Raw genomic sequence first — 26,517 nt, 5'->3', positions numbered from 1 at the left:
GTCCGATCGTCACGAGTCGAATCGTGCCCCGTTTTTCACGGGGCGACGATCGTCGCGACGCAGGCGGCGATCGTATCCCGCACGCGCACGATCGCCGGGTCGCGCTGCGTGCTCGTGCGCCAGCCGATTTCCACCGGGTAGCCCGGCAGCTCGACCGGGCACGCGAGCGCGCGCAGCGACGTCGACTGCGCGATCGCACGAGCCGCATGCGCCGGTATCGTGGCCACCGCGTCGGAGCCGGCGAGCAGGTACGGCAGCGCCGCGAAATGCGTGGTCGACGCCGCGACGCGCCGTTTGTGGCCGAGCGCGGCCAGGGCTTCGTCGACGATCCCGATCACGCCGCCCGACGACACGAGCAGGTGATCGCGCTGCACGAAATCGGCGAGCACGAGCGTGCGCGGCGCGTGCGCGCGGCCGGCCGGATCGATGAGGCATGCGTAGCCGCCCGTCGCGACCGCGCGCCGGCTCAGCCCGTTCGCCGAGAACCCGCCCGACGCGATCGCGATATCGACGCCGTGCCGCAGCAGCGCGTCGCCCGCGATACCGCTGTGCGTCTGCCGAAAGATCAGCCGGATGCCCGGGGCTTCGCTTGCGACTGCGTCGATCAGCGCGCGGCCGAGCGCGATCTCGAAGTCGTCCGACAGGCCGATCGAGATCGTACGGCCGACCCGTTCGCCGCCGTCGGCCGCGATCGCGAGGCTTGCGCGGCAGCGGTCGAGCGCATCGGAGAGGATCGGCTTCAGTTCGTCCGCGCGCGGCGTCGGCGCGAGCCCGCGGCCGGTGCGCACGAACAGCGGATCGGCGTAGATCACGCGCAGCCGCGCGAGCGCCGCGCTCACCGCCGATTGCGTGAGGCCGAGCCGCAGCGCCGCGCGGCTCGCGCCGCCTTCCTCGTACAGCGCCTCGAACACCTTCAGCAGGTTCAGGTCGAGCCCGGCGATATCATCCGTATTCATGTCAGTTATCGTTTTATCGATTTGATCGATGAAATGATATCGATAAAGATGGCGTCACCCACTCACTGGAGACGCTTTCATGTCCACCTCAGTTATCGCCGCGCTGCAGATCGGCGCATCGCCCGCCGGCACGCGCGCCACGCTCGACACGATCCTCGGCTACGAAGCAGCGATCCGCGACAGCGGCGCGTCGCTCGTCGTGTTGCCGGAGGCCGTGCTCGGCGGCTATCCGAAGGGCGAGATCTTCGGCACGCGGCTCGGCTACCGGCTGCCCGAGGGCCGCGACGCGTATGCGCGCTACGCCGCGCAGGCGATCGACGTGCCGGGCCCCGAAACCGACGAACTGGCCGCGCTGTCGCAGCGCACGGGCGCGAGCCTGGTGGTCGGCGTGATCGAGCGCGGCGGCAGCACGTTGTACTGCACGGCGCTGTTCTTCGATCCGCGCGACGGGCTCGTCGCGAAGCACCGCAAGCTGATGCCGACCGGCACCGAGCGGCTGATCTGGGGGCAGGGCGATGGCTCGACACTGCCGGTGGTCGACACGGCCGCGGGCCGTGCGGGCGCCGCGATCTGCTGGGAGAACCACATGCCGCTCCTGCGCTGCGCGATGTATGCGAAAGGCGTGCAGATCTGGTGCGCGCCGACCGTCGACGAGCGCGACCTGTGGCAAAGCTCGATGCGGCACATCGCGCACGAAGGGCGCTGCTTCGTCGTGAGCGCCTGCCAGGTGCAGCCGTCGCCGCGAGCGCTCGGCATCGACGTGCCGGGCTGGGATCCCGAGCGGCCGCTGATCCGCGGCGGCAGCGTGATCGTCGGGCCGCTCGGCGACCTGCTGACGGAGCCGCTGATCGGCGAGGCCGGGCTCGTGACCGCGCGCATCGATACGGACGAGCTCGTGCGTGCGCGTTACGACTTCGACGTGGTCGGACACTATGCGCGCCCCGATGTGTTTTCGCTGCACGTCGACGAGCGGCCGAAGCGGTCTGTCGTGTTCGGGGAATGACGGGCGTTGCCGGGGCGCGGACGCCCCTGCATGCGAATGGCGGCGGCGCGCGTCAGCGCATCGGCGCTTCCGCGATCCGCATGTAGTCGGCGATGCGCCGGCCTTCCATGTCCGGAAACTGCTCGTGCACGGTGATGTCGCCCATCCGCGCGATGTCGAAGGTGCGGAAGTCATCGCGCAGCTCGCACCACGCGCCGATCGTCCAGCGTCCGCCCCAGTAGACGAGCCCGAGCGGCCACACGCGGCGCTTCGTGTGCGCGCCGAGCCGGTCGCGGTAGTCGAAGCTGACGATGTGATGCGTGTCGACCGCCTGGTGGATCGCGTCGACCTTCGCGCAGAATGTCTCGTCGATGTGGAACGAGGGCGCGAACACCGGCAGGCGATCGAGCGCGGTGCGCTTGTCGGCCGGCATTGCCGACGCGATCTTCGCGAGCGCCGAACGCGCGCCGCCCGCGAAGCGCGCGCCGCCCCAGGTCTCGAGCATCCGCGCGCCGGCCGCGAGTGCCGCGAGCTCCTCGGCGGTGAACGTGAGCGGCGGCAGGCTCGCGTTGCGGTTCAGCCGGTAGCCGATGCCGGCTTCGCCTTCGATCGGCACCCCTGACAGTTGCAGGGCGCGCACGTCGCGATAGACCGTGCGCGGCGACACCGACAGCCAGTCCGCGAGCTGCTGCGCGGTCGTGAGACGACGCCCGCGCAGCAGCTCGGCGATCTGGAACAGGCGGTCGGCACGGCGCGTCATGGCTGAACCTCGACTCCAACGGCTACGGGGACTTCGCGATGATAGCGCCGCGCCGGCCGGATCGTAGACGCGCTCAGTGGCATTTCGGTGCGTGCAGGCCGACGCGGTTGCCTTCGGTATCGATCAGGTAGCCGATGTAGCCGTAGTTGTTCGGCAACTCGACGACCGAGCCCTGCACGACGCCGCCTGCGCGCTTCGCGCGCTCGAGCGCCGCGACGACCGATTCGCCGGCGTTCAGGTACACGAGCACGCCGTTGGCGCTCGGCTTCATCTGCTGCGGATCGAACACGATGCTGCCGCCCGTGCTCGACGCTTCGTGATCGAACACGGCCATCGGCACGCCGCCGATGACTTCGCGTTGCAGCGTCGTCTGCAGCACGGTTTCGTAGAAACGGATCGCCCGGTCGAAATCGAGGGACGGGATGTCGAACCACGCGATCGCGCGTTCCAGGGTTGCGGTTTCGGTTGTTGCTGCAGTTGCGGACGTCATGACGAGCTCCTTGTTGTTCGGGTTCTTGATGGAAACCAGCCTTGCATTGCGCCGGGATTGCAGTGTGATCGGGTGCTGCTGACAGCGTGCTGTCAGTAGTCGTGGCGGTGCTGACAAAAGGGAGGGCTGACGGCTTTGGCGGGCGGGGGCGGTGCGGGAACCGCATCGGCGCGCGGGGGCGGCGCGGCACGCAGGCACTGCCCGCGTGGGGGTGGTGGAAAGAACAACGCCCGGCTCAGGCCGGGCGTCGTCTGGGTGTCAGCAGGCGGCCGCGGCGGCCGTCTCGCGTGTCAGGCGTCGCCTTCCGGCGCGGCGGGGCGTGCCTTCACGCTGCCGGCGATCAGGTCGAAGCGGAACAACCGGCATTCGAGCGCGCCGTTGAACAGCGGCGTCTTCGCCGATTCGCGCAGGCGCAGCAGCCCCGGCAGCGATCGGTCCGACGTCAGCAGGAACGCCTGCCAGCCCGTGAAGCGCTGCTTGAGCGCATCGCCGAGCGCGTTGAAGAATTCGCTGTCCGGTGCGTCGGTGTGCGTGCGGCGGAATGCGTCGTCGTTGCCGCGGTTGCGGCCCGTCTCGCGCACCTCGCCGCGCGCGCTGCGGCCGCGCACCTCAATCCGCTCGCCGTACGGCGGGTTCGCGAGAATGATGCCCGGGCCGTCGCACGGCGGCGTCATCCCGCGCGCGTCGACCTGCTTGAGCCACACCGACGGCACGCCCGCACGCTCGAGGTTTGCGCGCGCCTTCTCGAGCATGTCGCCCGAGATGTCGCTGCCGTACACGCCGAGCGAATCGCGCTTGCCGCGCGCCGCGCGCTTCGCGTCGAGCGCCGCGACCTTCAGGCCCTGCCATGCGGTGATGTCGTACTGCTTGAGCTTTTCGAAGCCGAACCGGCGCTCGACGCCCGGTGCGACGCCGAGCGCGATCTGCGCGGCTTCCGCGAGGAAGGTGCCGCTGCCGCACATCGGGTCATACAGCGGCGTGCCGGGCGTCCAGCCCGTCAGGCGCAAGATGCCGGCCGCGAGGTTCTCGCGCAGCGGCGCCGCGCCCTTGTCGAGGCGCCAGCCGCGCTTGAACAGCGGCTCGCCCGACGTATCGAGGTACAGCGTGCACTCGTTGGCCGTCAGGAACGCGAACACGCGCACGTCCGGCGCGCCGGTGTCGATGCTCGGGCGCGCGCCGGTCTTGTCGCGCATCCGGTCGCAGATCGCATCCTTCACGCGCAGCGTCGCGAATTCGAGGCTCTTCAGCGGCGACTTGATCGCGGTGATGTCGACGCGCAGCGTCTGCGTCGATGCGAACCAGCGCTCCCATGGCTGCTCGAGCGCCAGCGCGTAGACGTCCTGTTCGTTGCGGTACGGGCGGTGCGCGATCTTCAGCAGGATCCGGCTCGCGATTCGCGAATGGAGGTTTGCGGCCATGCCGGCGGTCCAGCCGCCGCGGAAATGAACGCCGCCCGGCACCTGCGCGCCCGCGGTGAACGGCGCGCCGTCCAGATGTCGGCCGGCGATTTCGGCCAGCTCGGCGGCAAGCGCCGCTTCGAGGCCGCGCGGGCAGGGAGCGAAGAATTCGTACAGGGTGGGCGAGGACATAAGGCGGGTGAGGACGTGCAAAAGTCCACTATTGTACGCGGCGCGGGCGGCCGGAGCCGGCGTTGCATCCGATTCGGCGCGCCGGTCCCGGTGTGCCGGGCCCGACGGCGAGCCGGCAGGCCCGCGCGGCGACGCCCGCCTCGGGCTGCGCGCCGCCGTCGGACGGTCAGTGAGCGCCTGGCTGGCCGGCCCGCGCGGCCGGCGTGCCGGCCGGCCAGAACAGCGCGGACGGCTTCGACAGCACCGTGCGGACGATCGCGCCGACCAGCGCGCGCACCTTGGTGCGGCGCAGGCTGCGCGAGCGCACGGCCATCGTGAATGCGAGCGCGAAGCTCACGAGCACGTTGAGGATCGCCATGCTCAGGACGCCGGCGCAGGCCCACCACAGCTCGGGCGTGCCGAGCGCGCCCTTGCCGAGCACGCCGAGTGCGATCCCGATCGACCCGGCCGACAGCGTCACGTGGCGCACCTCGAACGGGAACAGGAACACGGTGACGATCGCCGGGATCAGGCCGAGCATCAGGCCGAGACCCACGTTGGCGACGACGCCCGCGACGTTCGAGCGACAGAAGTGCGCGAGTTTCGCGGCACCCGACGCGCCGAGCGTGAGCCGCAGCCGCCGGTTGTACGTGAGCGCGTCGCCGACCCGATGCAGCACGAACCAGTTGTCGGCCCAGCCCGCGAGCAGGCTCGACGCCCACAGCAGCACGCCCGTGAGCGCCGCATAGAATGGCGTCGGGCCCAGCAGCGAGAACGAATGCAGCGTCGCGTGCGCCTTCCCCGGCGAGATCAGGTTTGCGTGCAGCAGGTTGCCGGCGAACAGCTGCACGAGCAGGCACACGGGCAGCACGACGAGCACGTTGCCGGAAATCGCCGCGGCCTGCGTGCGGATCAGCGCGATCACCGACGCGACGAACGCCTTCACGCCTTCCTCGTGGCCGGTGTCGTCGAGCTCGCGCGCGAGCGTCGGCGCGGTCATCGCGGGCTGCTTGGTCGCGAGCGTGAAATGCAGGAAGTGCATCAGCATGAAGCTCGCCGCGTAGTTGACGCCCGCGAGCAACCCTTCGAGCATCGACTGCAGGTGCGCGCCGGTGATCGCGAACTTCACGCACACGGTCACGACGGTGACGAGCCCGCCGCCCGCGGCCATCCGCAGCATCTTCAGGTACTCGGCGCGGCCGCGCGAGATGTAGTGCTCGCCGGTGTCCGCGTTGGTCTCGACGAGCTTGCGCGCGAACAGCGAGAAGTTGCTGCGCATGAGGTGCGACACGCTCTGGCTGTTCTGGTTCGCGTCGACGAGTTCGGCCGTCAGGCGCGCCATCCCGCGCAGGTCGTCGCGTGCCATCCACGCGTTGAGCAGCATTTCCGCGCGCAGGATGCGCATGCGCATCCGTTCGACCTGGAACACGATGTCGACCGACACGCCGTTGCGGTACAGGTGCGCGAACACATCGTCGACGGCGATCCGGCATTCGTCGAGCAGCACGCGCAGGTAGTTCACCTCATGAAGCAGCTTGCTCGGGTCGCCGCCGTCCTCGACGGCCGCGTGCGCGGTCTCGACCGCGAGCATCGCGCGCGTGAGCCGATAGAACGGCTGCGTTTCGAGCGGCTTGCGCGCGTCGTCGTCGGACAGGCGGCTGCGCACCGTCTGCGACAGGCCGGTCGAGCTGATCTGGCAGGTCAGGTTGTGCAGCGCGGCCAGCAGGTCGCGCGAGAACGAGCCGGGCTCGTGGCGCTCTTCGTCGGTGACGTCGAACGAGAACAGCTCGGCGAGGCGCGCGAGCAGGTCATCGGGCAGCGCGTCGATCCATTGCGCGTCCCCGGGTGCCGGGAACATCAGCGTGAACAGCGCCGTCAGTTCGCGGCGGTTCGGCGCGGGCGGGATCAGCGACGCGTCGATGCGCTCGAACAGCGCGCCGAAGAAGCCGGAATGTACGGGCATCCCCGCGTCGCACAGCAGCGAGATGCCGTCGCATTCGCGCAGAATCCCGCGCAGGATGCGCGCGGCGTGCGATTTCCATGCGGGATTGCGGTCGAGCACGTGGAACAGGTAGCGCAGCCGCGCGTGCGCCGGATACGCGCGCGCGTCGGCGTCGCGTTCGGCCGGCGTGTCGTGCGCGACCTGCATCGCGCCGTTGCGGCGCAGCCAGTGCGCGAGCTCGATCAGCCATTCGCTGCGTTCGGCGTACGACGCGTCCGCGTCGGCATGCGCAAGCAGCGCATCGAGCTGGTGGCCCGCATTGCGCGACGCGCGCCACTTCTTGATCAGGGTCGTCAGGGAACGAAACATAAACGGAATAGCGAAAGCCCTGGACGGGCGGGTTCGGGATGCCGGCCGGAACACGGCGCGGCGCCGGGGAGAACGGTGAGGCTGATCGGGGGGCGCGGACGATGCGCGGCGACCCGCGATGCGGCTGCCCCGGCGCGGACCACGCGGATCGCATGCGCGCCCCGACAGACGCGGCGATCGGACCGGATACCACTGGCGGATCGCCGCCGGCGTGCGCGCGCGACGAGCGGCGCGAGCCGGAAAGTGCGTAGGATCGTCAATCGGGCGCGAAAACGCAAGCCGACCGCGTTGCATGGTGCCGGTTCCGGCGGATTTTGACAAACAATGCAAAGCCGCCGTCCGGCCGATGGATGCCGAGCAGCGCAGGCAGTGGCGGCGAGGGCGGCAGGTTCGCGTGCGCGGTTGCATGCGCACGCGGATCGATGCCGACGATGACTATCGGGCGGCGTGTGCCGAGTGCAGCCGTGCCGCGCATGCATCGGCCGCCGGCCCGCGCGTCGCGCTTACGCGCCGGATTTGCCCGTCGCGCCCGCATCGTCGCCGGGCATCGGACTGGCCGGGCAAGGCACGGCGGGCGCGGCGGCCGTTGCCTTGCCGGACGCGGTCGTCGAGGTGGCCGACGCAGCCGCGGCTCCGCGCCGCGCGGCCATCGCGCGCACGCCGGACGCGGCCTGCGATGCGATCACGTCGAGCGCGCGCCGGTGGCCCGCGACGAGTGCGTCGTAGCCGTCGGCGACCGGTTCCGCGACGCTCGTGCGACACGTCATCACGGCCTGCGTGCCGAGCGCGCGCACGCTCCACACCGCATCGATCGCCGCGCGTTTGCCGGGCCACGACTCGAAGCGCTGCACGTTCACGCTGATCCGATAGACGGGCACGCCGGCCGGATACGCGGAATTCGCGACGTCGATCGTGCCGAGCTGCGCGGCGAGGTCGTCGGACAACGCGCGGCGGATTTCGTCGGCGGGCGGCGCGGCCCAACGCTCCTGTTCGAGCACGTCGACCTGCGCGGCGTTCTTCTGCACGACGAGCTGGTTCTTCGCGACCTGCTCGGGCACGCCGACGGACGGCACCTCGATCAGGAACGACGGGTTGGCGGGCGCGGTACGCACGGGCGCGGCCGCGTCGGCCGGGCTCAGCGTATAGAACCGCGCGGGCGGCGAGCTGCACGCGGCGAGCGCAAGCGCGGCGAAGACTGCCGCCGCGCCGCTCGCGACGATGTTCGCGCGTGTCGTCGTCATTGTTGATCTCCTGGCTTGCCCTTGAGCAGCGATTCGGGATGGCGCTCCAGATAGTCGGCGAGCGCGTTCAGCGATTGCAGCGTGCGCGTGAGTTCCTTCAGTGCGCCGCGCACGTCGGACTGCAGCGGCGAATCCTGCTGCAGCGTCGCCTCGGCGGTCGAGAAGGTCTGCTTCGCGGCCGACAGCGTGTCGCGCGCTTCCGGCGCGACCTGCGTGTCGAGCTGCTTGAAGAGCTTGTCGGCGTTCGACAGCGCGCTGTTCAGGTTCGCGCCGATCTGGTCGAACGGCACCTTGTCGAGCTTCTTCGCGATGTCGGCGACCTGCAGCTGCAGTTCGTCGAGCGTGTTCGGCACGGTCGGCAGCTCGAGCGGCTGGCGTGCCGCGTCGATCTTCACGACCGGTGCCTTCGGGAAGAAGTCGAGCGCGACATAAAGCTGGCTCGTCAGCAGGTTGCCGGTGCGCAGCTGGCCGCGCAGCCCGTGCCTGACGAGGCGCGTGACGATCTCGCGGCGGGCCGGTTCGCCCTTGCTCTCGATCGTTTCGCGGAAGCGCGGGCCGAGCCGCTCCGGATACACGTTCATCGTCACCGGCATCAGGAAGTTCTTGGTCTTCGGATCGAAGTCGATGCCGATGTTCGTCACTTCGCCGAGCACGATGCCGCGGAAGTCGACCGGCGCGCCTACCGCGAGCCCGCGCAGCGACTGGTTGAAGTTCATCACGACCTGCAGCGGCTGGCCGTCCGGATCGCGCATCGCGTCCGCCTCGTCGGAGCCGAGGCGGAAGGTCGTGTTGTTCGGCGCCGTCGCGCCGCTGTCCTGGTTCGGCGGCGTCTGGAACGCGATGCCGCCGAGGATCACGGTCGCGAGCGACTGCGTGTTCAGCTTCAGGCCGCTCGAATCGAGCCGCAGGTCGACGCCGCTCGCCTGCCACCAGCGCGAGTTCATGCCGACGTACTGGTCGTACGGCGCGTTGACGAACACGTTGAACGTGACGCCCGTGCCGTCCTTGTCGAGCGAGAAGCCGACCACCTGGCCGACCTGCACGCGGCGGTAGTAGACGGGCGAGCCGATGTCGACCGAGCCGAGGGAATCGCCGCGCAGCACGTATTGCGTGCCCTTCTGGTCGCCGGTCACGGCCGGCGGCGTCTCGAGGCCGGTGAAGTCGGTCTGCGTGTCCTGCCCGTGGCCGGCATCGACGCCGATGTACGCGCCCGACAGCAGCGTGCCGAGCCCCGACACGCCGGTCGCGCCGACGCGCGGACGCACGATCCAGAAGCGCGAGCCCTTGACCGCGAAGTCCTCGGCTTCCTTCTTCAGCTGCACCTGGACGAGCACGCGCGACAGGTCCTTCGACAGCTTGATCGTCTTGACCATGCCGATCTCGACGTCCTTGTACTTGACCTGCGTCTTGCCCGGCTCGAGCCCTTCCGCGCTGTGGAAGCTGATCGAGATTTCCGGGCCGCGTTCGCGCACGGACTTGATCACGAGGCCGATACCGATCAGCGCGGCGATCAGCGGCACGAGCCAGACGAGCGACGGCAGCCAGCCGCTTTTCGTCGAGATCGCCGGATCGGGCGGCCGGGACGCGTCTTGCTGCGGGCCTTGCGGACTATTCATGGTGTTTCCCTGAGGTTTCGACTGGATCCCAGATCAGGCGGGGATCGAACTGCATCGACGCGAGCATCGTCAGGATCACGACCGAGCCGAACGCGAGCGCGCCGGGGCCGGCCGTGATGACGGCGAGCGAACGGAAATGGACGAGCGCGACGGTGAGCGTCACGACGAAGATGTCGAGCATCGACCAGCGGCCGATCCGCTCGACGATCCGGTACAGGCGCGTGCGCTGCAGCGGCCGCCACACGGTGCGCCGCTGCGCGGTGCCGACGAGGATCGTCAGCACGCCGAGCTTGAGCATCGGCACGAGGATGCTGGCGACGAATACGACGACCGCGAGCGGCCAGTCGCCGGACGTCCAGAAATAGATGACGCCGCTCATGATCGTGTCCTCCTGCGAGCCGACGATCGACGACGTGCGCATGATCGGCAGCAGGTTCGCCGGAATATAGAGGATCGCGGCCGCGATCAGCAGCGCCCAGGTGCGCGTGATGCTGTTCGGCGTGCGGAAGTGAAGCGTGCTGCCGCAGCGCGCGCAATGCGCGTGCGGATGGTCGATCGTCTGCACGAGCCCGCATGCGTGGCAGCTGGCGTAGCCCTCGCGGGCGGCGGTCGGCATCGTCATTGGCGGGGCGCTTGCGGCGGCGAAGCGGTGCCGTCGGGCGTGGCGGGCGTGCGCCCGGCGCGCAGGTCGTCGGCGATGTCCCACAGCGTGCGTGGATCGAACATCAGCACGACGGCGGTCATCAGCGTGAGCGCGCCGAACGCGAACAGCGCCGCGTCGGGCACGACGCGCGCGAGGCTCACCATCTTCACGATCGTCACGACGATCCCGAGCATGAACACCTCGATCATCCCCCACGGCCGCACGAGCTGGATCGTGCGCAGCACGAAATTGAGGCCCGGCGGCACGACGCCACGCCGGATCGGCAGCAGCACGTAGAGCAGTGCGGCCATCTCGACGAGCGGGAACAGCACGGTCGAGCAGAACACCATCACGCCGACGATCTCCATGTCCTGGTGCCACAGCGCGTCGATCGCGCCGATCAGTGTCGTCTGCACGCGGGTGCCGTTCAGGTCCATTTCGAGGATCGGGAACGCCTGCGCGATGACGAACGTGACGAGTGCCGCGACCGCAAGCGCGCTGATGCGCTCGATCTGCGTGGTGCTGTTGCGATAGAGCAGTGCGTCGCAGCGCGGGCAGCGCGCGATTTCGCGACCGCTCAGGCGCGGTTTATGCAACAGTGCGTCGCATTCGTGGCAGGCAATCAGGTCGTGTCGTTGCATGGAAAAGGCGGTTGTGCGACGGGCGGGGAACGCGTCGACGGGGCCGGAACCCGCGCCAATCTTACCAAAACGGCTTTTTCGGCGTGTCAACGCCCCGTTGCCGGGTGACCGGTCGGTAACATGGCGCAAACCTGGCAGCAGGCTGACGCGCCTGTCCTCGGAGTCCGCGCGAGACAAAAGGTTGCGGTAGCATGGCGCCCGTGACAAGCGTCGGACGAATTTACCGGCGCAGCCGTTCGCTCAACTGAGGAATCCATGATGGCATCGAAATCGCCGCCGGCCTCGCCGGCACGCTACGCGCACACCGCGATCGCGCTGCACTGGCTGATCGCGCTGCTGATCGTCTGCGGCTTCGCACTCGGCTGGGTGATGACCGACATCCCCGGCTTCACGCCGACGAAGCTCAAGTACTTCTCGTGGCACAAGTGGATCGGCGTGACGGTGTTCGCGCTCGCGGTTGTGCGCGTGCTGTGGCGCGCGACCCACCTGCCGCCGCCGCTGCCGGGCGACACACCGGCGTGGCAGCGTGCGGTGTCGCACGGCGTGCACATGCTGCTTTACGTGCTGATGATCGTGATTCCGGTTACGGGCTATCTGTACAGCTCCGCGTCGAACATCCCGGTCGTCTATCTCGGCATCGTGCCGCTGCCGCGCCTGATCGATCCCGATCCTGCGCTGAAGGAAACCTTCAAGACGCTGCACGTGTCTTTGAATTACATTCTGCTTTCGCTCGTCGCCATGCATGTGCTCGCGGCGCTCAAGCACCAGTTGTTGGACCGCGACGGCCTGCTGTCGCGGATGCTTCCCTCCGCCAAATGAAGGATCCCATGAAAGTGTCTTTCTCCCGCTCCATGCTGACCGCGTTCGCCGCGGTGTCACTTGTCGCGTCGGCCGCGGCGCACGCCGACGTCGATCTCGCGAAGAGCAAGGTGTCCGCCGTGTCGAAGCAGATGAACGTGCCGACCGAAGGCGCATTCAGGAAGTTCTCCGCGCAGGTGAAGTTCGACCCGGCCAAGGCCGCGCAGGGCAGCGCGCAAATGACGATCGACATCGCGAGCTTCGACCTCGGCGACAAGATGTACAACGACCAGGTCGCGGGCAAGGACTGGTTCGACGCAAAGGCGTATCCGCAGGCGACCTTCGCGTCGTCGGCGATCGCGCCGGCGGGCGGCAACAAGTACAACGTAACCGGCAAGCTGACGATCAAGGGCAAGTCCGAGACCGTCACGGTGCCCGTCACGGTCACGCAGAGCGGTCCGACGCAGACCTTCGACGGCGTGCTGCCGATCAAGCGTTCGGCGTTCAACGTCGGCACCGGCGAGTGGAAGGACACGTCGATCGTCGCCGACGAAGTGCAGATCAAGTTTCATCTCGTCGCCACGAAGTAAGCGGCGGGTTGTCGCATCACCCCGAATGCCGCGCGAGGGCGCGGCGTCGTTCCAAGGAGAAAGCGTTTGAAAAAGCATCTGATCATCGCCGCGGGCGCGCTGGCCGCTTCGCTGTCGTTCTCGGCATTCGCTGACAGCGCGACGTACCAGTTCGACCCGAGCCATACGTACCCGAGCTTCGAGGCCGACCACTTCGGCGGCCTGTCGGTCTGGCGCGGCAAGTTCGACAAGTCGAGCGGCACCGTGACGCTCGACCGCGCGGCGAAGACCGGTACGGTCGACGTGACGACCGACATCGCGTCGATCCACACGGGCAGCGCGAAGCTCGACGAGCACCTGCAGACGGCTGAGTTCTTCGACGTCTCCAAGTTCCCGCAGGCGAACTACAAGGGCGCCATCAAGTTCGACGGCGACAAGCCGGTGTCGGTGGTCGGTAACCTGACGCTGCACGGCGTCACGAAGCCGGTCACGCTGAAGATCGATTCGTTCAAGTGCATGCCGCATCCGATGCTCAAGCGCGAAGTGTGCGGCGTTGACGCCGTCGGCGAATTCAGCCGCGACGATTTCGGCCTCGACTACGGCAAGCAGTACGGCTTCAAGATGAAGACGAAGCTGCTGATCACGGCCGAAGCCGTCAAGCAGCAGTAACGCGCGCGGCCGGGCTGGCCGCCGCGTCACGCCGCCGGCCCGTCGCGAGCCAGCCGCCGCGCTCCCGTTTTCAGGGGGCGCGGCGGTTTTTTTTGCGCGCCTATAATCGTCGGCGCAGCGCGCGGCGCGAGAATCGGCGCGCCCGACACAACGTACAACGACAAGGAGATCGCCGATGCACGCCGTCACGCAGTCCAGCTCCATTGCCTCGTCGCCGCGCGTGTGGCGCGCGGTGGTCGCGGCGTCGATCGGTAACGCGCTCGAGTGGTTCGACCTCGTCGTCTACGGCTTCTTCGCGGTGACGATCTCGAAGCTGTTCTTTCCGGCCGGCAACGACACCGTGTCGCTGTTGCTTACGCTCGGCACGTTCGGCGTGTCTTTCTTCATGCGCCCGCTCGGCGCGATCGTGCTCGGCGCGTATGCCGACCGCGCGGGCCGCAAGGCCGCGCTCACGCTGTCGATCCTGCTGATGATGGCCGGCACGCTGGTGATCGCGGTGCTGCCGACCTACCAGACGATCGGCGTTGCCGCGCCGCTGATCCTCGTCGCCGCGCGGCTGATGCAGGGTTTCTCCGCCGGCGGCGAATTCGGCAGCGCGACCGCGTTCCTGGCCGAGCACGTGCCGGGCCGGCGCGGCTTCTTCGCGAGCTGGCAGGTCGCGAGCCAGGGGCTCACGACGCTGCTTGCCGCCGGCTTCGGCACCGTGCTGAACGCGCAGCTCACGGCCGACCAGATGGCCGTGTGGGGATGGCGCATCCCGTTCTTCTTCGGGCTGCTGCTCGGGCCCGTCGCGTACTACATCCGCTCGAAGGTCGACGAGACGCCCGAATTCCTCGCCGCCGAAAGCACCGCGAGCCCGCTGCGCGACACGTTCGCGTCGCACAAGGCACGGCTCGTCGCCGCGATGGGCGTGGTGGTGCTCGGCACCGTCGCGACCTATCTCGTGCTGTTCATGCCGACCTACGGCGTGAAGCAGCTCGGCCTTGCGCCGTCGGCCGCGTTTGCCGCGATCCTCGTCGTCGGCGTGATCCAGATGGCGTTCGCACCGCTCGTCGGCCACTGGTCGGATCGTTACGGACGCGTGCGCGTGATGCTCGCGCCGGCCGTCGGCATCCTCGTGCTGATCTATCCGGCGTTCGCGTACCTGGTCGCGCATCCGGGCTTCGGCACGCTGATCGCGCTGCAGGTGCTGCTCGCGTTCCTGATGACCGGCTATTTCGCGGCGCTGCCCGGGCTGCTGTCCGAAGTGTTTCCGGTGCAGACGCGCACGACCGGGATGTCGCTTGCGTATAACGTCGCGGTGACGATCTTCGGTGGCTTCGGACCGTTCATCATCGCGTGGCTGATCCGCGCGACCGGGATGAAGACCGCGCCGAGCTTCTACCTGATGTTCGCGGCCGTGCTGAGCCTCGCGGCGCTGATCGTGCTGCGCCGGCGGTTCGGGTTCAGGTGACGCGGGGTGCGCGGCGGCGCGTCAGTCGCTGCCGCGCTCGCATACCGGCTGCGCCGGCATCAGTTGCGCGGGCGCCGCGATGGTCTGCACCGGCCGGCCGGCGAGCGCGTCAAGCGCCTGCCGGAGCTGCCAGTCGGCATCCGTGCCGAATTCCCGCTGCGGCAGCGCCGCGCTCTTCGACGTATCGATTTTCTCGCGCACGCGCGCTTCGCGCAGTTTCTGCCGTGCCTTGCGTACCTGCGCGAACGGATCGGGCGCCAGCCGGTCCGCATACGGCGCGCGGGCGAGATCGACTTCGCGGTACCACAGCAGCACGCCGTCGACGTCCGAGTCGTGGCGCGGCGGCACGAGCCAGTCCGGCACGACGCCGTAACCGTCCATCGGGCAGCCGTTCGGCCGCAGGTTGCGCGCGAACGTGAAATTGACGCGTGTGCCGTCGATCAGGTCGACGCCGGTCTGCGCGAGCCCCTTTCCGTAGGTCGGCATCCCGAGCAGCCGCGCGCGGCCGAGGTCCTTCAGTGCCGCCGCTGTCGCTTCGGCGGCCGACGCGCTCTGTCCGTCGACGAGCACGACGAGCGGCACGCTGCGCCACCAGTCGTCTGCCTGCAGCCGTGCGAGCGGATCCTGGCCGTGCATGACCGGCAGTTCGTAGTCGGGCCAGTTGGTCGTGAAGCGGCGACGCTTCGTGCCGTCGCGCTCGAGCGTCACCATCGCGGTGCGGTCGCGCCCGGCGAACAGCGCGGTGATGCCGATCGCCGCATTCAGCGCGCCGCCGCCGTTGATGCGCAGGTCGAGGATCACGCCTTTCACTGGCGGCCCCGCGCGGCGCGCGGCCTGCACCGCGTCGATATAGTTGCCGACCGCGGGCTCCGGGAAGCTCGACAGCCGCGTGTACAGGATGTCGCCGGCGAGCCGCTTGGCGGTCGCCGGGTGTGGCCGGACGATTGCGCGGACCGGCGCGAAGGTCAGCGTCGAATGGTTTGGACCACGCCGGACCGTGAGCTTCAGCGGCATGCCCGCGTCGCCCTTCGCGAGATTCACGACCTCGCTGCTGTCGATCCCGATGACGCTACGGTCGTTCATCGCGACGACGAGATCGTCGGGCCGCACGCCGGCCTGTTCGGCGGGCGCGTCGGGGATCACGTCGATGATGTGCAGGCCGTCGGGCCGCGTCTCGAACACGATGCCGATGCCCGGCGTGCCGTCGCGTGCGCGGCGCTCGTCGTCGCGCCGTTGCTGTTCCTCCTTTGCATTGAAGAAGCGCGCATACGGCAGCGTCTTGATTCCGTCGTGCACGGTGGCGTCGAGCAACGCGCCGATGTCGACGTCGGTCAGGTGCTGCTTCTTCAGCACTTCGACCGCGGCCTTCAGTTCGCAGAGCTGCGGTTCCCAGTCGGGCGGGCAGGGTGACGGTTGTGACGCCGCGGCAGCAGCGGCGGGCGGGGCGGACGCGGATTGCGCGCGGGCGGCCGATGCGCATGCAACGAACGCGGCCGCGGCGGCGGCACCGGTACTCCAGGCGACGATGCGATGAACGACACGCGTGGCAGGCATCATGAGGACCGCGGCTTGGACGGGTGGCGGGGCGGGATGGTGAAGCGATTGTAGCCGACGGCCCGTGCGGTCGCGCCGGAGGACGCGGGCGCGGCTCGCGCATGAAAAAAGGCCGGTCCAACAGGACCGGCCTTCTGGTATCCGCCGAAACGACGCGGTGTTTAAACCTGCGCGCCCGCGTTCGGATCGTCCGGATCGTGCGCCGTCTTCTTTTCCTTGATCAGGTCTTCGCGCTTGATGCCGAGCCACATCGCGAGCGAGCCCGCGACGAACACCGACGAGTAGATGCCGAACATGATGCCGACCGTCAGCGCGAGCGCGAAGTAGTGCAGTGTCGGGCCGCCGAAGAAGAACATCGACAACACCATCATTTCCGTCGACGTGTGCGTGATGATCGTCCGCGACATCGTGGTCGTGATCGCGTGGTTGATCACCTCCGACACGCTCATCTTGCGTTCGCGGCGGAACGTTTCGCGGATCCGGTCGAAGATGACGACCGACTCGTTGACCGAGTAGCCGAGCACCGCGAGAATCGCCGCGAGCACCGCCAGCGAGAACTCCCACTGGAAGAACGCGAAGAAGCCGAGAATGATCACGACGTCGTGCAGGTTCGCAATGATGCCGGCGACCGCGTACTTCCATTCGAAGCGGATCGACAGGTAGATCACGATGCCGATCACCACGCACGCGAGCGCGAGGAGACCGTCGGTCGCAAGTTCGCGGCCGACCTGCGGGCCGACGAACTCGACGCGCTGCAGCGTAACGTCCGGGCTCTGCGCCTTCAGCGCGCTCATCACCTGGTCGCTCTGCTGCGCGGACGTGAGGCCTTCCTTCAGCTGCAGGCGGATCAGCACGTTGCGCGACGTGCCGAAGTTCTGCACTTGCGCGTCGGCGTAGCCGAGCTTGCCGAGCGTGTCGCGCACGGGTTCGAGCTGCGCGGCCTGCTGGTACTGCACCTCGATCACCGTGCCGCCGGTGAATTCGACGGACAGGTGCAGCCCGCGGTGGAACAGGAAGAACACGGCGGCGAGGAACGTGACCAGCGAGATCACGTTGAACACCAGCGCGTGCCGCATGAACGGAATGTCTTTACGGATGCGGAAAAATTCCATGGCTTCGTCTCCGGGGCCTTATTGGGTCGAGCCCGGTTTCTTCGTCGACACGCCTTGCTGCGCGCGGTTGCGCAGCTGCGGCTTGCCGGCGCGCGGTGCGTTGCCCTTCGCGGGTGCGGCGAGCTTCGCGGCGCGTGCGGTATCGGTCGATTCGTCAGCCGCGGCGAACGAGGCGCCAGCCGTGGCGCCTTCCGGCTTCCACACCTGGCCGATCGCGAGCGACTTCAGCTTCTTGCGGCCGCCGTACCAGAGGTTGACGATCCCGCGCGAGAAGAACACCGCGGAGAACATCGACGTCAGGATGCCGAGGCAGTGCACGATCGCGAACGCGCGAACCGGGCCCGAGCCGAATGCGAGCAGCGCGAGGCCGGCGATCAGCGTCGTGACGTTCGAGTCGAGAATCGTCGCCCACGCGTGCGCGTAGCCGGCCTGGATCGCGATCTGCGGCGGCTGGCCGGCGCGCAGTTCTTCACGCACGCGCTCGTTGATCAGCACGTTCGAGTCGATCGCCATGCCGAGCGCGAGCGCGATTGCCGCGATACCCGGCAGCGTCAGCGTCGCCTGCATCAGCGACAGCACCGCGACGAGCAGCAGCAGGTTCACGGACAGGCCGATCACCGAGATCACGCCGAACAGCATGTAGTACGCGATCATGAACACGGCGATCGCGCAGAAGCCCCAGATCACCGAGTGGACGCCCATCTTGATGTTGTCCGCGCCGAGGCTCGGGCCGATCGTGCGTTCCTCGATGATGTCCATCGGTGCGGCGAGCGAACCGGCGCGCAGCAGCAGCGCGAGGTCTGCCGCCGCCTGCGGCGTCGGCTGGCCCGTGATCTGGAAGCGGTCGCCGAGTTCGGACTGGATCGTCGCGACCGTCAGCACCTCGCCCTTGCCCTTCTCGAACAGCACCATCGCCATCGGCTTGCCGATGTTCTCGCGCGACACCGCGCGCACCGAGCGGCCGCCCGCCGAGTCGAGGCGGATGTTGACCGACGGACGCTGGTGTTCGTCGAAGCCGGCCGACGCATCGATGATGCGGTCGCCGGTGAAGATCACTTCCTTCTTCAGCAGAACGGGCGCCTGGTTGCCCTGCGTGAACAGCTCCTCGCCCGGCGGCACGGGGTCGTTCGGGTTCGGGTGCGTGTTGATCGGATCGGCGAGGCGCGCCTCGAGCGTCGCGGTGCGGCCGATGATGTCCTTCGCCTTCGCGGTGTCCTGCACGCCCGGCAGTTCGACGACGATGCGGTCGCTGCCTTGCTGTTGCAGGATCGGCTCGGACACGCCGAGTTCGTTCACGCGGTTGTGGAGCGTCGTCAGGTTCTGCTTGAGCGCGGCGTCCTCGACGGCCTTCTGCACGGCCGGCGTGAACGTGCCGACGACTTGCGTGCCGCCGCCGCCGGGCTGGGTCGCCCATTGCAGTTCGGTGACCGACGCGGCGAGCACCTTGCGGGCGTCTTCCGCCGTCTGCGCGTCGCTGAAATTGACGACGACGGACTGGTCGACGCGGCTCACGCCGCCGTCGCGGATGTTCTTGTCGCGCAGCAGCGTGCGCGCATCGGATGCGTCGGAGTCGAGCTTCTTCGTGAGCGCGCCCGTCATGTCGACCTGGAGCAGGAAGTGGACACCGCCGCGCAGGTCGAGGCCGAGATACATCGGCAGTGCGTGCAGCGCGGTCAGCCAGCGCGGCGACGCGCTTTGCAGGTTCAGTGCGACGACGTACTGCGGATCGTTCGGATCGGCGTTCAGCGACTTCTGCAGCAGGTCCTTGACGCGCAGTTGCGTATCGGTGTCCTTCAGGCGCACGCGGATGTTCGCGTTGGACGCCGTGTTCTCGAAGGTGACGTCGTCCGGCGTGATCTGCGCGGAGGCGAGCGCGGATTCGACCTGGGTCAGCGTGGTCGAGTCGAGCTTGACCGTGGCCTTGCCGCTCGACACCTGCACCGCCGGCGCTTCGCCGAAGAAGTTGGGCAATGTGTACAGAAGGCCGATGGCGAGCGCCACGACCATCACGACATATTTCCAGAGTGGATAACGATTCATGAGGGGGCCGAACGGGTGGTTGGCGTGAAAGCGTCGCGTCCGGCGCCGCGGCGGCCCGCTCTCTCAGGCGGGCACGACGCGGGGAGCCGGACGCTCGGTGAAAGCCTTACAGCGACTTGATCGTGCCCTTCGGCAGAATGGTCGTGACCGCAGCCTTCTGCACGGTGATTTCGGTGCCTTCGGCGATTTCGACGCCGATGTAGCCTTCGGTGACCTTCGTCACCTTGCCGACGAGGCCGCCGCTCGTGACGACTTCGTCGCCCTTCGCCATGGCCGCGAGCATGTTGCGGTGTTCCTTCTGGCGCTTCATCTGCGGACGGATCATGATGAAGTACAGCACCGCGAACATCAGGATGAGCGGCAGGAAGCTCATCAGGCTCGATTCGGCGCCACCGGCACCTTGCGCGAAGGCATTGGAAATGAACGGCACGTTGGTCTCTCCGTAGGGGAAGATCGAAAATTAAGCCGGCTATTCTACCACCGGCCCCATGTGCAAACGGCGCAGCAAATGCGCTTTCGGATCAAGCTGTTAAAGCATGAAACGGCACCGTTGCGACGCGTTTGGAAAGGCGATTGTAATATTCGGCGGCCACAACTGGCGGTCGGGACGCGATATTTAGTACACATCCTATGTGACGTGGCGCGGTGCGGGCAGCGGTGCGGAGCCACGCGGCCCGCCAGCCGGTCAGTCGACCCCTCTTGCGCGATCCTCCGCGAAGCGCTGGCGGAACGCGTCGAACGTATGGGTCTCGATCGCGTCGCGGATCTCGCTCATCAGCTGCAGGTAGTAGTGCAGGTTGTGGATCGTGTTGAGCTGCGCGCCGAGGATTTCGCCGACGCGGTGCAGGTGGTGCAGGTAGCCGCGCGAGAAGTTCTGGCACGTGTAGCACGTGCAGCTCGCGTCGAGCGGCTTCAGCGAATTCTTGTGCGTCGCGTTGCGGATCTTCACGTCGCCGAAGCGCGTGAAGAGCCACCCGTTGCGTGCGTTGCGGGTCGGCATCACGCAGTCGAACATGTCGACGCCGTTCGCGACGCCCTCGACCAGATCCTCCGGCGTGCCGACGCCCATCAGGTAGTGCGGCTTGTTGGCCGGCAGCTTCGGGCCGACGTGGCGCAGCACGCGCATCATGTCTTCCTTCGGCTCGCCGACCGACAGCCCGCCGATCGCGAGGCCGTGGAAGCCGAGCTCCGACAGGCCCGCGAGCGATTCGTCGCGCAGGTCCTCGAACATCCCGCCCTGGACGATCCCGAACAGTGCGTTCGGGTTGCCGAGCCGGTCGAACTCGTCGAGCGAGCGTTTCGCCCAGCGCAGCGACATGCGCATCGAGTCGGCCGCTTCCTTGTGCGTGGTCGGCACGCCGTTGGTCGCGTACGGCGTGCATTCGTCGAACTGCATCACGATGTCGGAGTTCAGCACCTTCTGGATCTGCATCGACACTTCCGGTGACAGGAACAGCTTGTCGCCGTTGATCGGCGATGCGAACGTCACGCCGTCCTCGGTGATCTTGCGCAGGTCGCCGAGCGAGAACACCTGGAAGCCGCCCGAGTCGGTCAGGATCGGCTTGTTCCAGCCCATGAAGCCGTGCAGGCCGCCGTGCGCGTCGATCGTCTCGAGGCCGGGGCGCAGCCACAGGTGGAACGTGTTGCCGAGAATGATCTGCGCCTTGATCTCATGCAACTCGCGCGGCTGGATCGCCTTCACGGTGCCGTACGTGCCGACCGGCATGAAGATCGGCGTCTCGACCACGCCGTGGTTGAGCTTCACGCGGCCGCGGCGCGCATGGCCGTCGGTCGTCAGCAGTTCGAATTCGAGCCCGTTGGCCGGGCGGTCCTGCACGGGAGCGTGCGTATCGTGGGATGAACCTTCGGTCATCGCGTCATTCTCCTTGCCACCGGAGAACAGTCCGGCGCATGTTGGAAACGCCGCCGGCAAGCCGGCGGCTGGGAAAAGCGGGCGCGCGCCATCGGAGCGCGCGCAGCGGGACAACGGGAGCCACGGCGGCTGCGCGGTCGCGGGCCCGTGCGTCTTCGCACCTGCCGCGCTTACGCGCGCGGCGCCTCCGGCGTGTCGCGCCGCGTGAGCAGCATCGCATCGCCGTAGCTGAAGAAGCGGTAGCGTTCGTCGATCGCGTGCCGGTACGCGGCGCGGATCGTCTCGACGCCCGCGAACGCGGACACCAGCATCAGCAGGGTCGACTTCGGCAGGTGGAAGTTCGTCACGAGCCGATCGACGACGCGGAAACCGTAGCCCGGCGTGATGAAGATGTCGGTCTCGGCCTGCGTCGCCGCGAGCGGGCGGCCCGCTTCGTCGGCGCTGCGCGCCGCGGCTTCGAGCGCGCGCATCGACGTCGTGCCGACCGCGATCACGTTGCCGCCGCGCGCGCGGGTCGCGGCGATCTTGTCGACGAGTGATTGCGGCAGGTCGTACCACTCGCTGTGCATCCGGTGCTCGGCGATGTTCTCGACGCGCACCGGCTGGAATGTTCCGGCGCCCACGTGCAGCGTCAGCGTCGCGCGCTCGACGCCCATCGCGTCGAGCTTGTCGAGCAGCGGCTGGTCGAAATGGAGCCCGGCCGTGGGTGCCGCGACCGCGCCCGGGTTGCTCGCATAGACGGTCTGGTAGCGCGTCTCGTCGTTCGCGTCGGCGTCGTGCTCGATGTACGGCGGCAGCGGCAGGCGGCCGTGCTGCTCGATCAGCGTGAGGCACGGCTCCGGGAAATGCAGCGTGAAGAACGGCTCGACGCGCTCGCCGACCGTCACGTCGAACGCGTCGGCGAGGCGCAGCGTCGTGCCGGCGCCCGGCGACTTGCTCGCGCGGATCTGCGCGAGCGCGGTGTGCGTGCCGGTCACGCGCTCGATCAGCACCTCGATCTTGCCGCCACTGGCCTTCTGGCCGAAGAAGCGCGCCTTCAGCACCTTGGTATCGTTGAACACGAGCAGGTCGCCCGGCGCGATGCACGACGGCAGCTCGGCGAAGCGGCGGTCGACGAGGCGCGCGGGCTCGACGGTGCCATCGACCTCGAGCAGGCGGCTCGCGGTGCGGTCGGGCAGTGCGGTTTGCGCAATCAGCTCGGGAGGCAGATTGAAATCGAAATCGGAAAGCGTGAACATGCGGGCTGGTTCGAAACGGCCGGCGGGCGCCGCCGACAGGGCGGAAACGCATGAATGGGGCGCGCAAGCCGCTATGATGGCGGGATGCGCGGCCTGGCCGGCGTCGTTCGTTCGGACGACGTGAAAGCCGCTATTGTACTTGCCTTGCGAAGCACCCAGACGATCCGATGCCTGTGTCACCACGCCGTTCCTCCGCCGCTGTTGCCGATTCCGCCGATCCGTTCGACGCGGACGATGCCGCGTTGCACGCGCAAAGTGTCGAGCCGCGCGGTGCAGCGCCGCGCCGCGCGGGCCCGAAGCGCGGCGCCGACGGGCGGCTCGCGCAGCCGGCCGCCGCCGCGCCCGACGTCGAACCGGGCGCGGGCAGCGACGACGCGGGGGCAGCCGGTACGCCCGGCGCGAAGCGCAAGAAGAAACCGGCTGCCGACAAACCCGTGAAGACCGCCGACAAGCTTGCGAAGCTCGGCCTCACACGCTCGATCGATCTCGTGCTGCATCTGCCGATGCGCTACGAGGACGAAACCACGCTCACGCCGATCGGCGAACTGCTGCCGGGCGGCATCGCGCAGACCGAGGGCGTGGTGTTCGACAACGAAGTCGCATACCGGCCGCGGCGCCAACTCGTCGTGAAGATCCAGGACGACGACGGCGAGCAGCTCGTGCTGCGCTTTCTCAATTTCTACGGCTCGCAGGTCAAGCAGATGGCGGTCGGCCAGCGGCTGCGCGTGCGCGGCGACGTGCGCGGCGGCTTCTTCGGGATGGAGATGGTGCATCCGGCCGTGCGCGTCGTCGAAGCCGATGCGCCGCTGCCGCAGGTGCTCACGCCCGTCTATCCGAGCACGGCCGGCGTGTCGCAAGCCTATCTGCGCAAGGCGATCGAGAACGCGGTCGAGCGCACGCCGCTGCCCGAGCTGCTGCCGCCCGAGATCGAACGCGACTACCTGAAGCCGCTCGGCGTGCCGACGCTCGCGCAGGCCGTGCGCATCCTGCACCACCCGGGCGTCGATTCCGATGAAGCCGCGCTGATGGACGGCTCGCATCCGGCGTGGACCCGCATCAAGTTCGAGGAACTGCTCGCGCAGCAGCTGTCGCTCAAGCGTGCGCACGAGGAGCGCCGCACGCGCGCGGCGCCCGCGATGCCGCGCCGCGCCGCGACCGATGCCGACGCGCTGACGACGCGTCTCTACGCGGCACTGCCGTTCACGCTGACGGGCGCGCAGTCGCGCGTCGTCGACGAGATCGCGCACGACCTCACGCTCGCGCATCCGATGCAGCGTCTGCTGCAGGGCGACGTCGGCAGCGGCAAGACGGTCGTCGCGGCGCTGGCGGCCACGCAGGCGATCGACGCCGGCTACCAGGCCGCGCTGATGGCGCCGACCGAAATCCTCGCAGAGCAGCATGCGCGCAAGCTGCGCGCGTGGCTCGAACCGCTCGGCGTATCGGTCGCCTGGCTCGCGGGCAGCCTGAAGGCGAAGGACAAGCGCGCGGCGATCGAGGCCGCGGCGCTCGGCACCGCGCAGCTCGTGATCGGCACGCACGCGATCATCCAGGACACCGTCGAATTCGCGCGGCTCGGCCTCGTGATCGTCGACGAGCAGCACCGCTTCGGCGTCGAGCAGCGTCTCGCGCTGCGCGCGAAGGCCGCGAACGCGGCCAACGGTGCACGCGATTTCCAGCCGCACCAGCTGATGATGTCGGCCACGCCGATTCCGCGCACGCTCGCGATGACGTATTACGCGGATCTCGAGGTGTCGACGATCGACGAATTGCCGCCGGGCCGCACGCCGGTGCTGACGCGCCTCGTCGGCGATGCGCGGCGCGAAGAGGTGATTGCCCGCGTGCGCGAGGCCGCGCTGACCGGCCGCCAGGTCTATTGGGTGTGTCCGCTGATCGAGGAGAGCGAGACGCTGCAGCTGCAGACGGCCGTGGAGACCTACGAGACGCTAGCTGCGGCACTGCCCGAACTGAAGGTCGGGCTCGTGCACGGGCGGCTGTCGCCGGCCGACAAGGCGGCCGTGATGGAAGCCTTCACGCGCAACGACGTGCAGTTGCTCGTTGCGACGACCGTGATCGAGGTCGGCGTCGACGTGCCGAACGCGTCCCTGATGGTGATCGAGCACGCGGAGCGGTTCGGCCTCGCGCAGTTGCATCAGCTGCGCGGCCGCGTCGGGCGCGGCACCGCGGCGTCGGTCTGCGTGCTGCTGTACACGGGCCCGCTGTCGCTGACCGGCCGTGAGCGGCTGAAGACGATGCGCGAGACGACCGACGGCTTCGAGATCGCCCGGCGCGACCTCGAAATCCGCGGCCCCGGCGAATTTCTCGGCGCGCGCCAGTCCGGCGCCGCGATGCTGCGCTTCGCGAACCTCGAGACCGACGGCTGGCTGATCGACCCGGCCCGCGACGCGGCAGCGCGGCTGATCGCCGCGTATCCCGACGTGGTCACGCAGCACCTCGCACGCTGGCTCGGCGGGCGGGAGCAGTATCTGAAGGCCTGATTCGCGCATTCAGGGACGGATAGAAAACCGCCGTTCGGCGGTGATTCGGCGCATCGCGATGCAGAGAAACTTGGCGAACCGGTGCCAACGGGTGTATAAATTAAACCTATCGCCTGTATAACCCTGATTGACCCACAATGACCCTGACTGAATTGAAGTACATCGTCGCGGTCGCGCGCGAACGGCATTTCGGTCGCGCGGCCGAAGCATGCTTCGTGAGCCAGCCGACGCTATCGGTGGCGATCAAGAAGCTGGAAGACGAGCTCAACGTGCAGATTTTCGAGCGCGGCGCCAGCGAAGTGAGCGTGACCCCGATTGGCGACCAGATCGTCACGCAGGCGCAGCGCGTGCTCGAGCAGACCTTCGCGATCAAGGAGATCGCGAAGCAGGGCAAGGACCCGCTCGTCGGCCCGTTCCGTCTGGGCGTGATCTACACGATCGGGCCGTACCTGCTGCCGACGCTCGTCAAGCAGATGATCCAGCGCGTGCCGCAGATGCCGCTGATGCTGCAGGAGAATTACACGCTGAAGCTGCTCGAACTGCTGAAGCAGGGCGAGATCGACGCCGCGATCATGGCGCTGCCGTTCCCCGAAACCGGCCTGATGGTGCGGCCGCTGTACGACGAACCGTTCGTCGTCGCACTGCCGGCCGGCCATCCGTGGGAGAAGCGCCACGAGATCGACGCCGAGGACCTGAAGCAGGAAACCATGCTGCTGCTCGGCAACGGTCACTGCTTCCGCGACCACGTGCTCGGCGTGTGCCCGGAGCTGATGCGCTTTTCGCAGACGGCCGACGGTATCCAGAAGACCTTCGAGGGGTCGTCGCTCGAGACGATTCGCCATATGGTCGCGAGCGGTGTCGGCATCACGGTGCTGCCGCGGATGTCGGTCGCCGAAGTCGGCCCGCGCGCGAACGGTCCCGACGCCGAGTTGCTGTCGTACGTGCCGTTCAACGAACCGGTGCCGGATCGTCGCGTCGTGCTGGTGTGGCGCAAGAGCTTCACGCGGATGCCGGCGATCGACGCGATCAGCGACGCGATCGCGGCGTGCGACCTGCCAGGCGTCGCGAAGCTCGACATGCCGGCGACGATGAATTGAGCAGGGTGCGGTGCATCTGAGGCAGGCCAGGGACGGGGTCTAGCGACCCCGTTTATTTTTGCCTATCGAATAGATGAAATTTATCAAATTCAAATTAATGATAGAAATTAATAGAATCACTTCCATGGATTGCACTGGATCTGCGGTCCGATTTGCACACTGAATGCAGATGTCAAAGGAGGATGTCATGATGCGGTCGGTATTGCAGCACGCGCAGCGGAACATCCCGTCGCGCCACGTGGTCGTAAATCGCGCGAGGGCCGCGGCCCGAAGCCTGCGCCCGATAGCGTTCGCGTATCTGGCGGACCGTGTGTATGGCGGATGAGTGCCGCGGCACCCTGGTTCCGTGTTCCCCCGACTCACCGCCATTCAGCCATGAGGGCGCATTGCATGTCCGAAGTCCCGCAGCCC

General features: G+C 68.1%; 22 protein-coding genes. 7 read left to right on the top strand and 15 right to left on the bottom strand.

Features of this window, described 5'->3' with window-relative positions; translation table 11 throughout:
• Nucleotides 1–35 precede the first annotated feature (35 nt).
• On the bottom strand, nt 36–956 hold the full coding sequence (locus tag WS66_RS26340; RefSeq protein WP_059608263.1) for a LysR family transcriptional regulator: 921 nt from the start codon (nt 954–956) through the stop codon (nt 36–38).
• 79 nt (nt 957–1,035) lie between these two features.
• Here WS66_RS26340 and WS66_RS26335 point away from each other — a divergent pair, with 79 nt between their 5' ends.
• Entirely contained in the window at nt 1,036–1,959 is a 924-nt protein-coding gene (locus WS66_RS26335) for a carbon-nitrogen hydrolase family protein (protein ID WP_059608264.1), read from the top strand.
• A gap of 52 nt (nt 1,960–2,011) precedes the next feature.
• On the opposite strand, the gene WS66_RS26330 is transcribed toward WS66_RS26335, so the two are convergent.
• From WS66_RS26330 to WS66_RS26290, 8 genes are all read right to left on the bottom strand, one after another.
• Nucleotides 2,012–2,698, bottom strand: coding sequence for a helix-turn-helix transcriptional regulator (locus WS66_RS26330; protein WP_059608265.1), 687 nt, complete (start codon nt 2,696–2,698; stop codon nt 2,012–2,014).
• A 73-nt stretch (nt 2,699–2,771) separates the two neighbouring features.
• The gene (locus tag WS66_RS26325; protein ID WP_059608266.1) at nt 2,772–3,188 is read right to left on the bottom strand and encodes a VOC family protein; all 417 of its coding nucleotides are present in this window, start codon (nt 3,186–3,188) and stop codon (nt 2,772–2,774) included.
• A gap of 290 nt (nt 3,189–3,478) precedes the next feature.
• Nucleotides 3,479–4,777: a THUMP domain-containing class I SAM-dependent RNA methyltransferase gene (locus WS66_RS26320; protein ID WP_059608267.1), complete on the bottom strand. Its 1,299-nt coding sequence runs from the start codon at nt 4,775–4,777 to the stop codon at nt 3,479–3,481.
• Nucleotides 4,778–4,943: 166 nt separating this feature from the next.
• On the bottom strand, nt 4,944–7,067 hold the full coding sequence (locus WS66_RS26315) for a site-specific recombinase (RefSeq protein WP_059608268.1): 2,124 nt from the start codon (nt 7,065–7,067) through the stop codon (nt 4,944–4,946).
• Nucleotides 7,068–7,570: 503 nt separating this feature from the next.
• Nucleotides 7,571–8,308 carry a PqiC family protein gene (locus WS66_RS26305; RefSeq protein WP_059608270.1) on the bottom strand — a complete coding sequence of 246 codons (738 nt, stop codon included), beginning with the start codon at nt 8,306–8,308 and terminating at the stop codon, nt 7,571–7,573.
• Nucleotides 8,305–9,924: a PqiB family protein gene (locus WS66_RS26300; RefSeq protein WP_059608271.1), complete on the bottom strand. Its 1,620-nt coding sequence runs from the start codon at nt 9,922–9,924 to the stop codon at nt 8,305–8,307. Before WS66_RS26300 ends, WS66_RS26305 begins: the two co-directional genes overlap by 4 nt.
• Nucleotides 9,917–10,546: a paraquat-inducible protein A gene (locus WS66_RS26295; RefSeq protein WP_059608272.1), complete on the bottom strand. Its 630-nt coding sequence runs from the start codon at nt 10,544–10,546 to the stop codon at nt 9,917–9,919. Before WS66_RS26295 ends, WS66_RS26300 begins: the two co-directional genes overlap by 8 nt.
• Nucleotides 10,543–11,208, bottom strand: a complete 666-nt coding sequence (locus WS66_RS26290) for a paraquat-inducible protein A (RefSeq protein WP_059608273.1) — start codon at nt 11,206–11,208, stop codon at nt 10,543–10,545. Before WS66_RS26290 ends, WS66_RS26295 begins: the two co-directional genes overlap by 4 nt.
• A 258-nt stretch (nt 11,209–11,466) precedes the next feature.
• Between WS66_RS26290 and WS66_RS26285 the strand changes: the two genes are divergently transcribed.
• The 4 genes from WS66_RS26285 to WS66_RS26265 all read left to right on the top strand — a co-directional run bounded on the left by WS66_RS26285 (nt 11,467) and on the right by WS66_RS26265 (nt 14,697).
• Nucleotides 11,467–12,027, top strand: coding sequence for a cytochrome b (locus tag WS66_RS26285; protein WP_059608274.1), 561 nt, complete (start codon nt 11,467–11,469; stop codon nt 12,025–12,027).
• Nucleotides 12,028–12,035: 8 nt separating this feature from the next.
• A complete protein-coding gene (locus WS66_RS26280; RefSeq protein ID WP_059608347.1) occupies nt 12,036–12,596 on the top strand; it encodes a YceI family protein in 561 nt (186 codons plus the stop codon).
• Between the two features lie 66 nt (nt 12,597–12,662).
• Nucleotides 12,663–13,244 (top strand): YceI family protein, encoded by a 582-nt coding sequence (locus tag WS66_RS26275; RefSeq protein WP_059535372.1) that lies wholly within the window; start codon nt 12,663–12,665, stop codon nt 13,242–13,244.
• A 175-nt stretch (nt 13,245–13,419) separates the two neighbouring features.
• Complete coding sequence (locus WS66_RS26265; protein ID WP_059608275.1) at nt 13,420–14,697, top strand: MFS transporter; 1,278 nt, start codon at nt 13,420–13,422, stop codon at nt 14,695–14,697.
• A 21-nt stretch (nt 14,698–14,718) separates the two neighbouring features.
• Here WS66_RS26265 and WS66_RS26260 read toward each other — a convergent pair whose 3' ends face one another.
• The 6 genes from WS66_RS26260 to queA all read right to left on the bottom strand — a co-directional run bounded on the left by WS66_RS26260 (nt 14,719) and on the right by queA (nt 22,514).
• Nucleotides 14,719–16,254 carry a S41 family peptidase gene (locus WS66_RS26260; RefSeq protein ID WP_179955269.1) on the bottom strand — a complete coding sequence of 512 codons (1,536 nt, stop codon included), beginning with the start codon at nt 16,252–16,254 and terminating at the stop codon, nt 14,719–14,721.
• A gap of 158 nt (nt 16,255–16,412) precedes the next feature.
• Nucleotides 16,413–17,363: a protein translocase subunit SecF gene (gene secF / locus WS66_RS26255; RefSeq protein ID WP_059608276.1), complete on the bottom strand. Its 951-nt coding sequence runs from the start codon at nt 17,361–17,363 to the stop codon at nt 16,413–16,415.
• Nucleotides 17,364–17,381: 18 nt separating this feature from the next.
• Entirely contained in the window at nt 17,382–19,403 is a 2,022-nt protein-coding gene (secD, locus tag WS66_RS26250; protein ID WP_059608277.1) for a protein translocase subunit SecD, read from the bottom strand.
• Between the two features lie 106 nt (nt 19,404–19,509).
• A complete protein-coding gene (yajC, locus tag WS66_RS26245; RefSeq protein WP_006476868.1) occupies nt 19,510–19,833 on the bottom strand; it encodes a preprotein translocase subunit YajC in 324 nt (107 codons plus the stop codon).
• Nucleotides 19,834–20,088: 255 nt separating this feature from the next.
• Nucleotides 20,089–21,276: a tRNA guanosine(34) transglycosylase Tgt gene (gene tgt / locus WS66_RS26240; RefSeq protein WP_059608278.1), complete on the bottom strand. Its 1,188-nt coding sequence runs from the start codon at nt 21,274–21,276 to the stop codon at nt 20,089–20,091.
• Between the two features lie 170 nt (nt 21,277–21,446).
• Nucleotides 21,447–22,514 carry a tRNA preQ1(34) S-adenosylmethionine ribosyltransferase-isomerase QueA gene (queA, locus tag WS66_RS26235; RefSeq protein WP_059608279.1) on the bottom strand — a complete coding sequence of 356 codons (1,068 nt, stop codon included), beginning with the start codon at nt 22,512–22,514 and terminating at the stop codon, nt 21,447–21,449.
• 167 nt (nt 22,515–22,681) lie between these two features.
• Between queA and recG the strand changes: the two genes are divergently transcribed.
• Both recG and WS66_RS26225 read left to right on the top strand, forming a co-directional pair.
• A complete protein-coding gene (recG, locus tag WS66_RS26230; RefSeq protein WP_059608280.1) occupies nt 22,682–25,009 on the top strand; it encodes an ATP-dependent DNA helicase RecG in 2,328 nt (775 codons plus the stop codon).
• Nucleotides 25,010–25,146: 137 nt separating this feature from the next.
• Entirely contained in the window at nt 25,147–26,106 is a 960-nt protein-coding gene (locus WS66_RS26225) for a hydrogen peroxide-inducible genes activator (RefSeq protein ID WP_059608281.1), read from the top strand.
• Nucleotides 26,107–26,517: the final 411 nt, after the last annotated feature.

The sequence above is a fragment of the Burkholderia sp. LA-2-3-30-S1-D2 genome, from assembly GCF_001523915.2.
GTDB classification, from domain to species: Bacteria; Pseudomonadota; Gammaproteobacteria; order Burkholderiales; family Burkholderiaceae; genus Burkholderia; species Burkholderia diffusa.
Note: the sequence above shows the minus strand (reverse complement) of the source record. Positions and strands in the feature narration are given on the sequence as shown.

Excerpts from the sequence above, each read along its gene's own strand:
- queA (WP_059608279.1), bottom strand. The coding sequence starts at position 22,514 with ATGTTCACGCTTTCCGATTTCGATTTCAATCTGCCTCCCGAGCTGATT.
- tgt (WP_059608278.1), bottom strand. The coding sequence starts at position 21,276 with ATGACCGAAGGTTCATCCCACGATACGCACGCTCCCGTGCAGGACCGC.
- WS66_RS26320 (WP_059608267.1), bottom strand. The coding sequence starts at position 4,777 with ATGTCCTCGCCCACCCTGTACGAATTCTTCGCTCCCTGCCCGCGCGGC.
- WS66_RS26225 (WP_059608281.1), top strand. The coding sequence starts at position 25,147 with ATGACCCTGACTGAATTGAAGTACATCGTCGCGGTCGCGCGCGAACGG.
- WS66_RS26285 (WP_059608274.1), top strand. The coding sequence starts at position 11,467 with ATGGCATCGAAATCGCCGCCGGCCTCGCCGGCACGCTACGCGCACACC.
- secF (WP_059608276.1), bottom strand. The coding sequence starts at position 17,363 with ATGGAATTTTTCCGCATCCGTAAAGACATTCCGTTCATGCGGCACGCG.
- WS66_RS26290 (WP_059608273.1), bottom strand. The coding sequence starts at position 11,208 with ATGCAACGACACGACCTGATTGCCTGCCACGAATGCGACGCACTGTTG.
- WS66_RS26340 (WP_059608263.1), bottom strand. The coding sequence starts at position 956 with ATGAATACGGATGATATCGCCGGGCTCGACCTGAACCTGCTGAAGGTG.
- recG (WP_059608280.1), top strand. The coding sequence starts at position 22,682 with ATGCCTGTGTCACCACGCCGTTCCTCCGCCGCTGTTGCCGATTCCGCC.
- WS66_RS26265 (WP_059608275.1), top strand. The coding sequence starts at position 13,420 with ATGCACGCCGTCACGCAGTCCAGCTCCATTGCCTCGTCGCCGCGCGTG.
- WS66_RS26330 (WP_059608265.1), bottom strand. The coding sequence starts at position 2,698 with ATGACGCGCCGTGCCGACCGCCTGTTCCAGATCGCCGAGCTGCTGCGC.
- secD (WP_059608277.1), bottom strand. The coding sequence starts at position 19,403 with ATGAATCGTTATCCACTCTGGAAATATGTCGTGATGGTCGTGGCGCTC.
- WS66_RS26280 (WP_059608347.1), top strand. The coding sequence starts at position 12,036 with ATGAAAGTGTCTTTCTCCCGCTCCATGCTGACCGCGTTCGCCGCGGTG.
- WS66_RS26300 (WP_059608271.1), bottom strand. The coding sequence starts at position 9,924 with ATGAATAGTCCGCAAGGCCCGCAGCAAGACGCGTCCCGGCCGCCCGAT.
- WS66_RS26305 (WP_059608270.1), bottom strand. The coding sequence starts at position 8,308 with ATGACGACGACACGCGCGAACATCGTCGCGAGCGGCGCGGCGGCAGTC.
- WS66_RS26315 (WP_059608268.1), bottom strand. The coding sequence starts at position 7,067 with ATGTTTCGTTCCCTGACGACCCTGATCAAGAAGTGGCGCGCGTCGCGC.
- WS66_RS26335 (WP_059608264.1), top strand. The coding sequence starts at position 1,036 with ATGTCCACCTCAGTTATCGCCGCGCTGCAGATCGGCGCATCGCCCGCC.
- WS66_RS26295 (WP_059608272.1), bottom strand. The coding sequence starts at position 10,546 with ATGACGATGCCGACCGCCGCCCGCGAGGGCTACGCCAGCTGCCACGCA.
- WS66_RS26325 (WP_059608266.1), bottom strand. The coding sequence starts at position 3,188 with ATGACGTCCGCAACTGCAGCAACAACCGAAACCGCAACCCTGGAACGC.
- WS66_RS26260 (WP_179955269.1), bottom strand. The coding sequence starts at position 16,254 with ATGATGCCTGCCACGCGTGTCGTTCATCGCATCGTCGCCTGGAGTACC.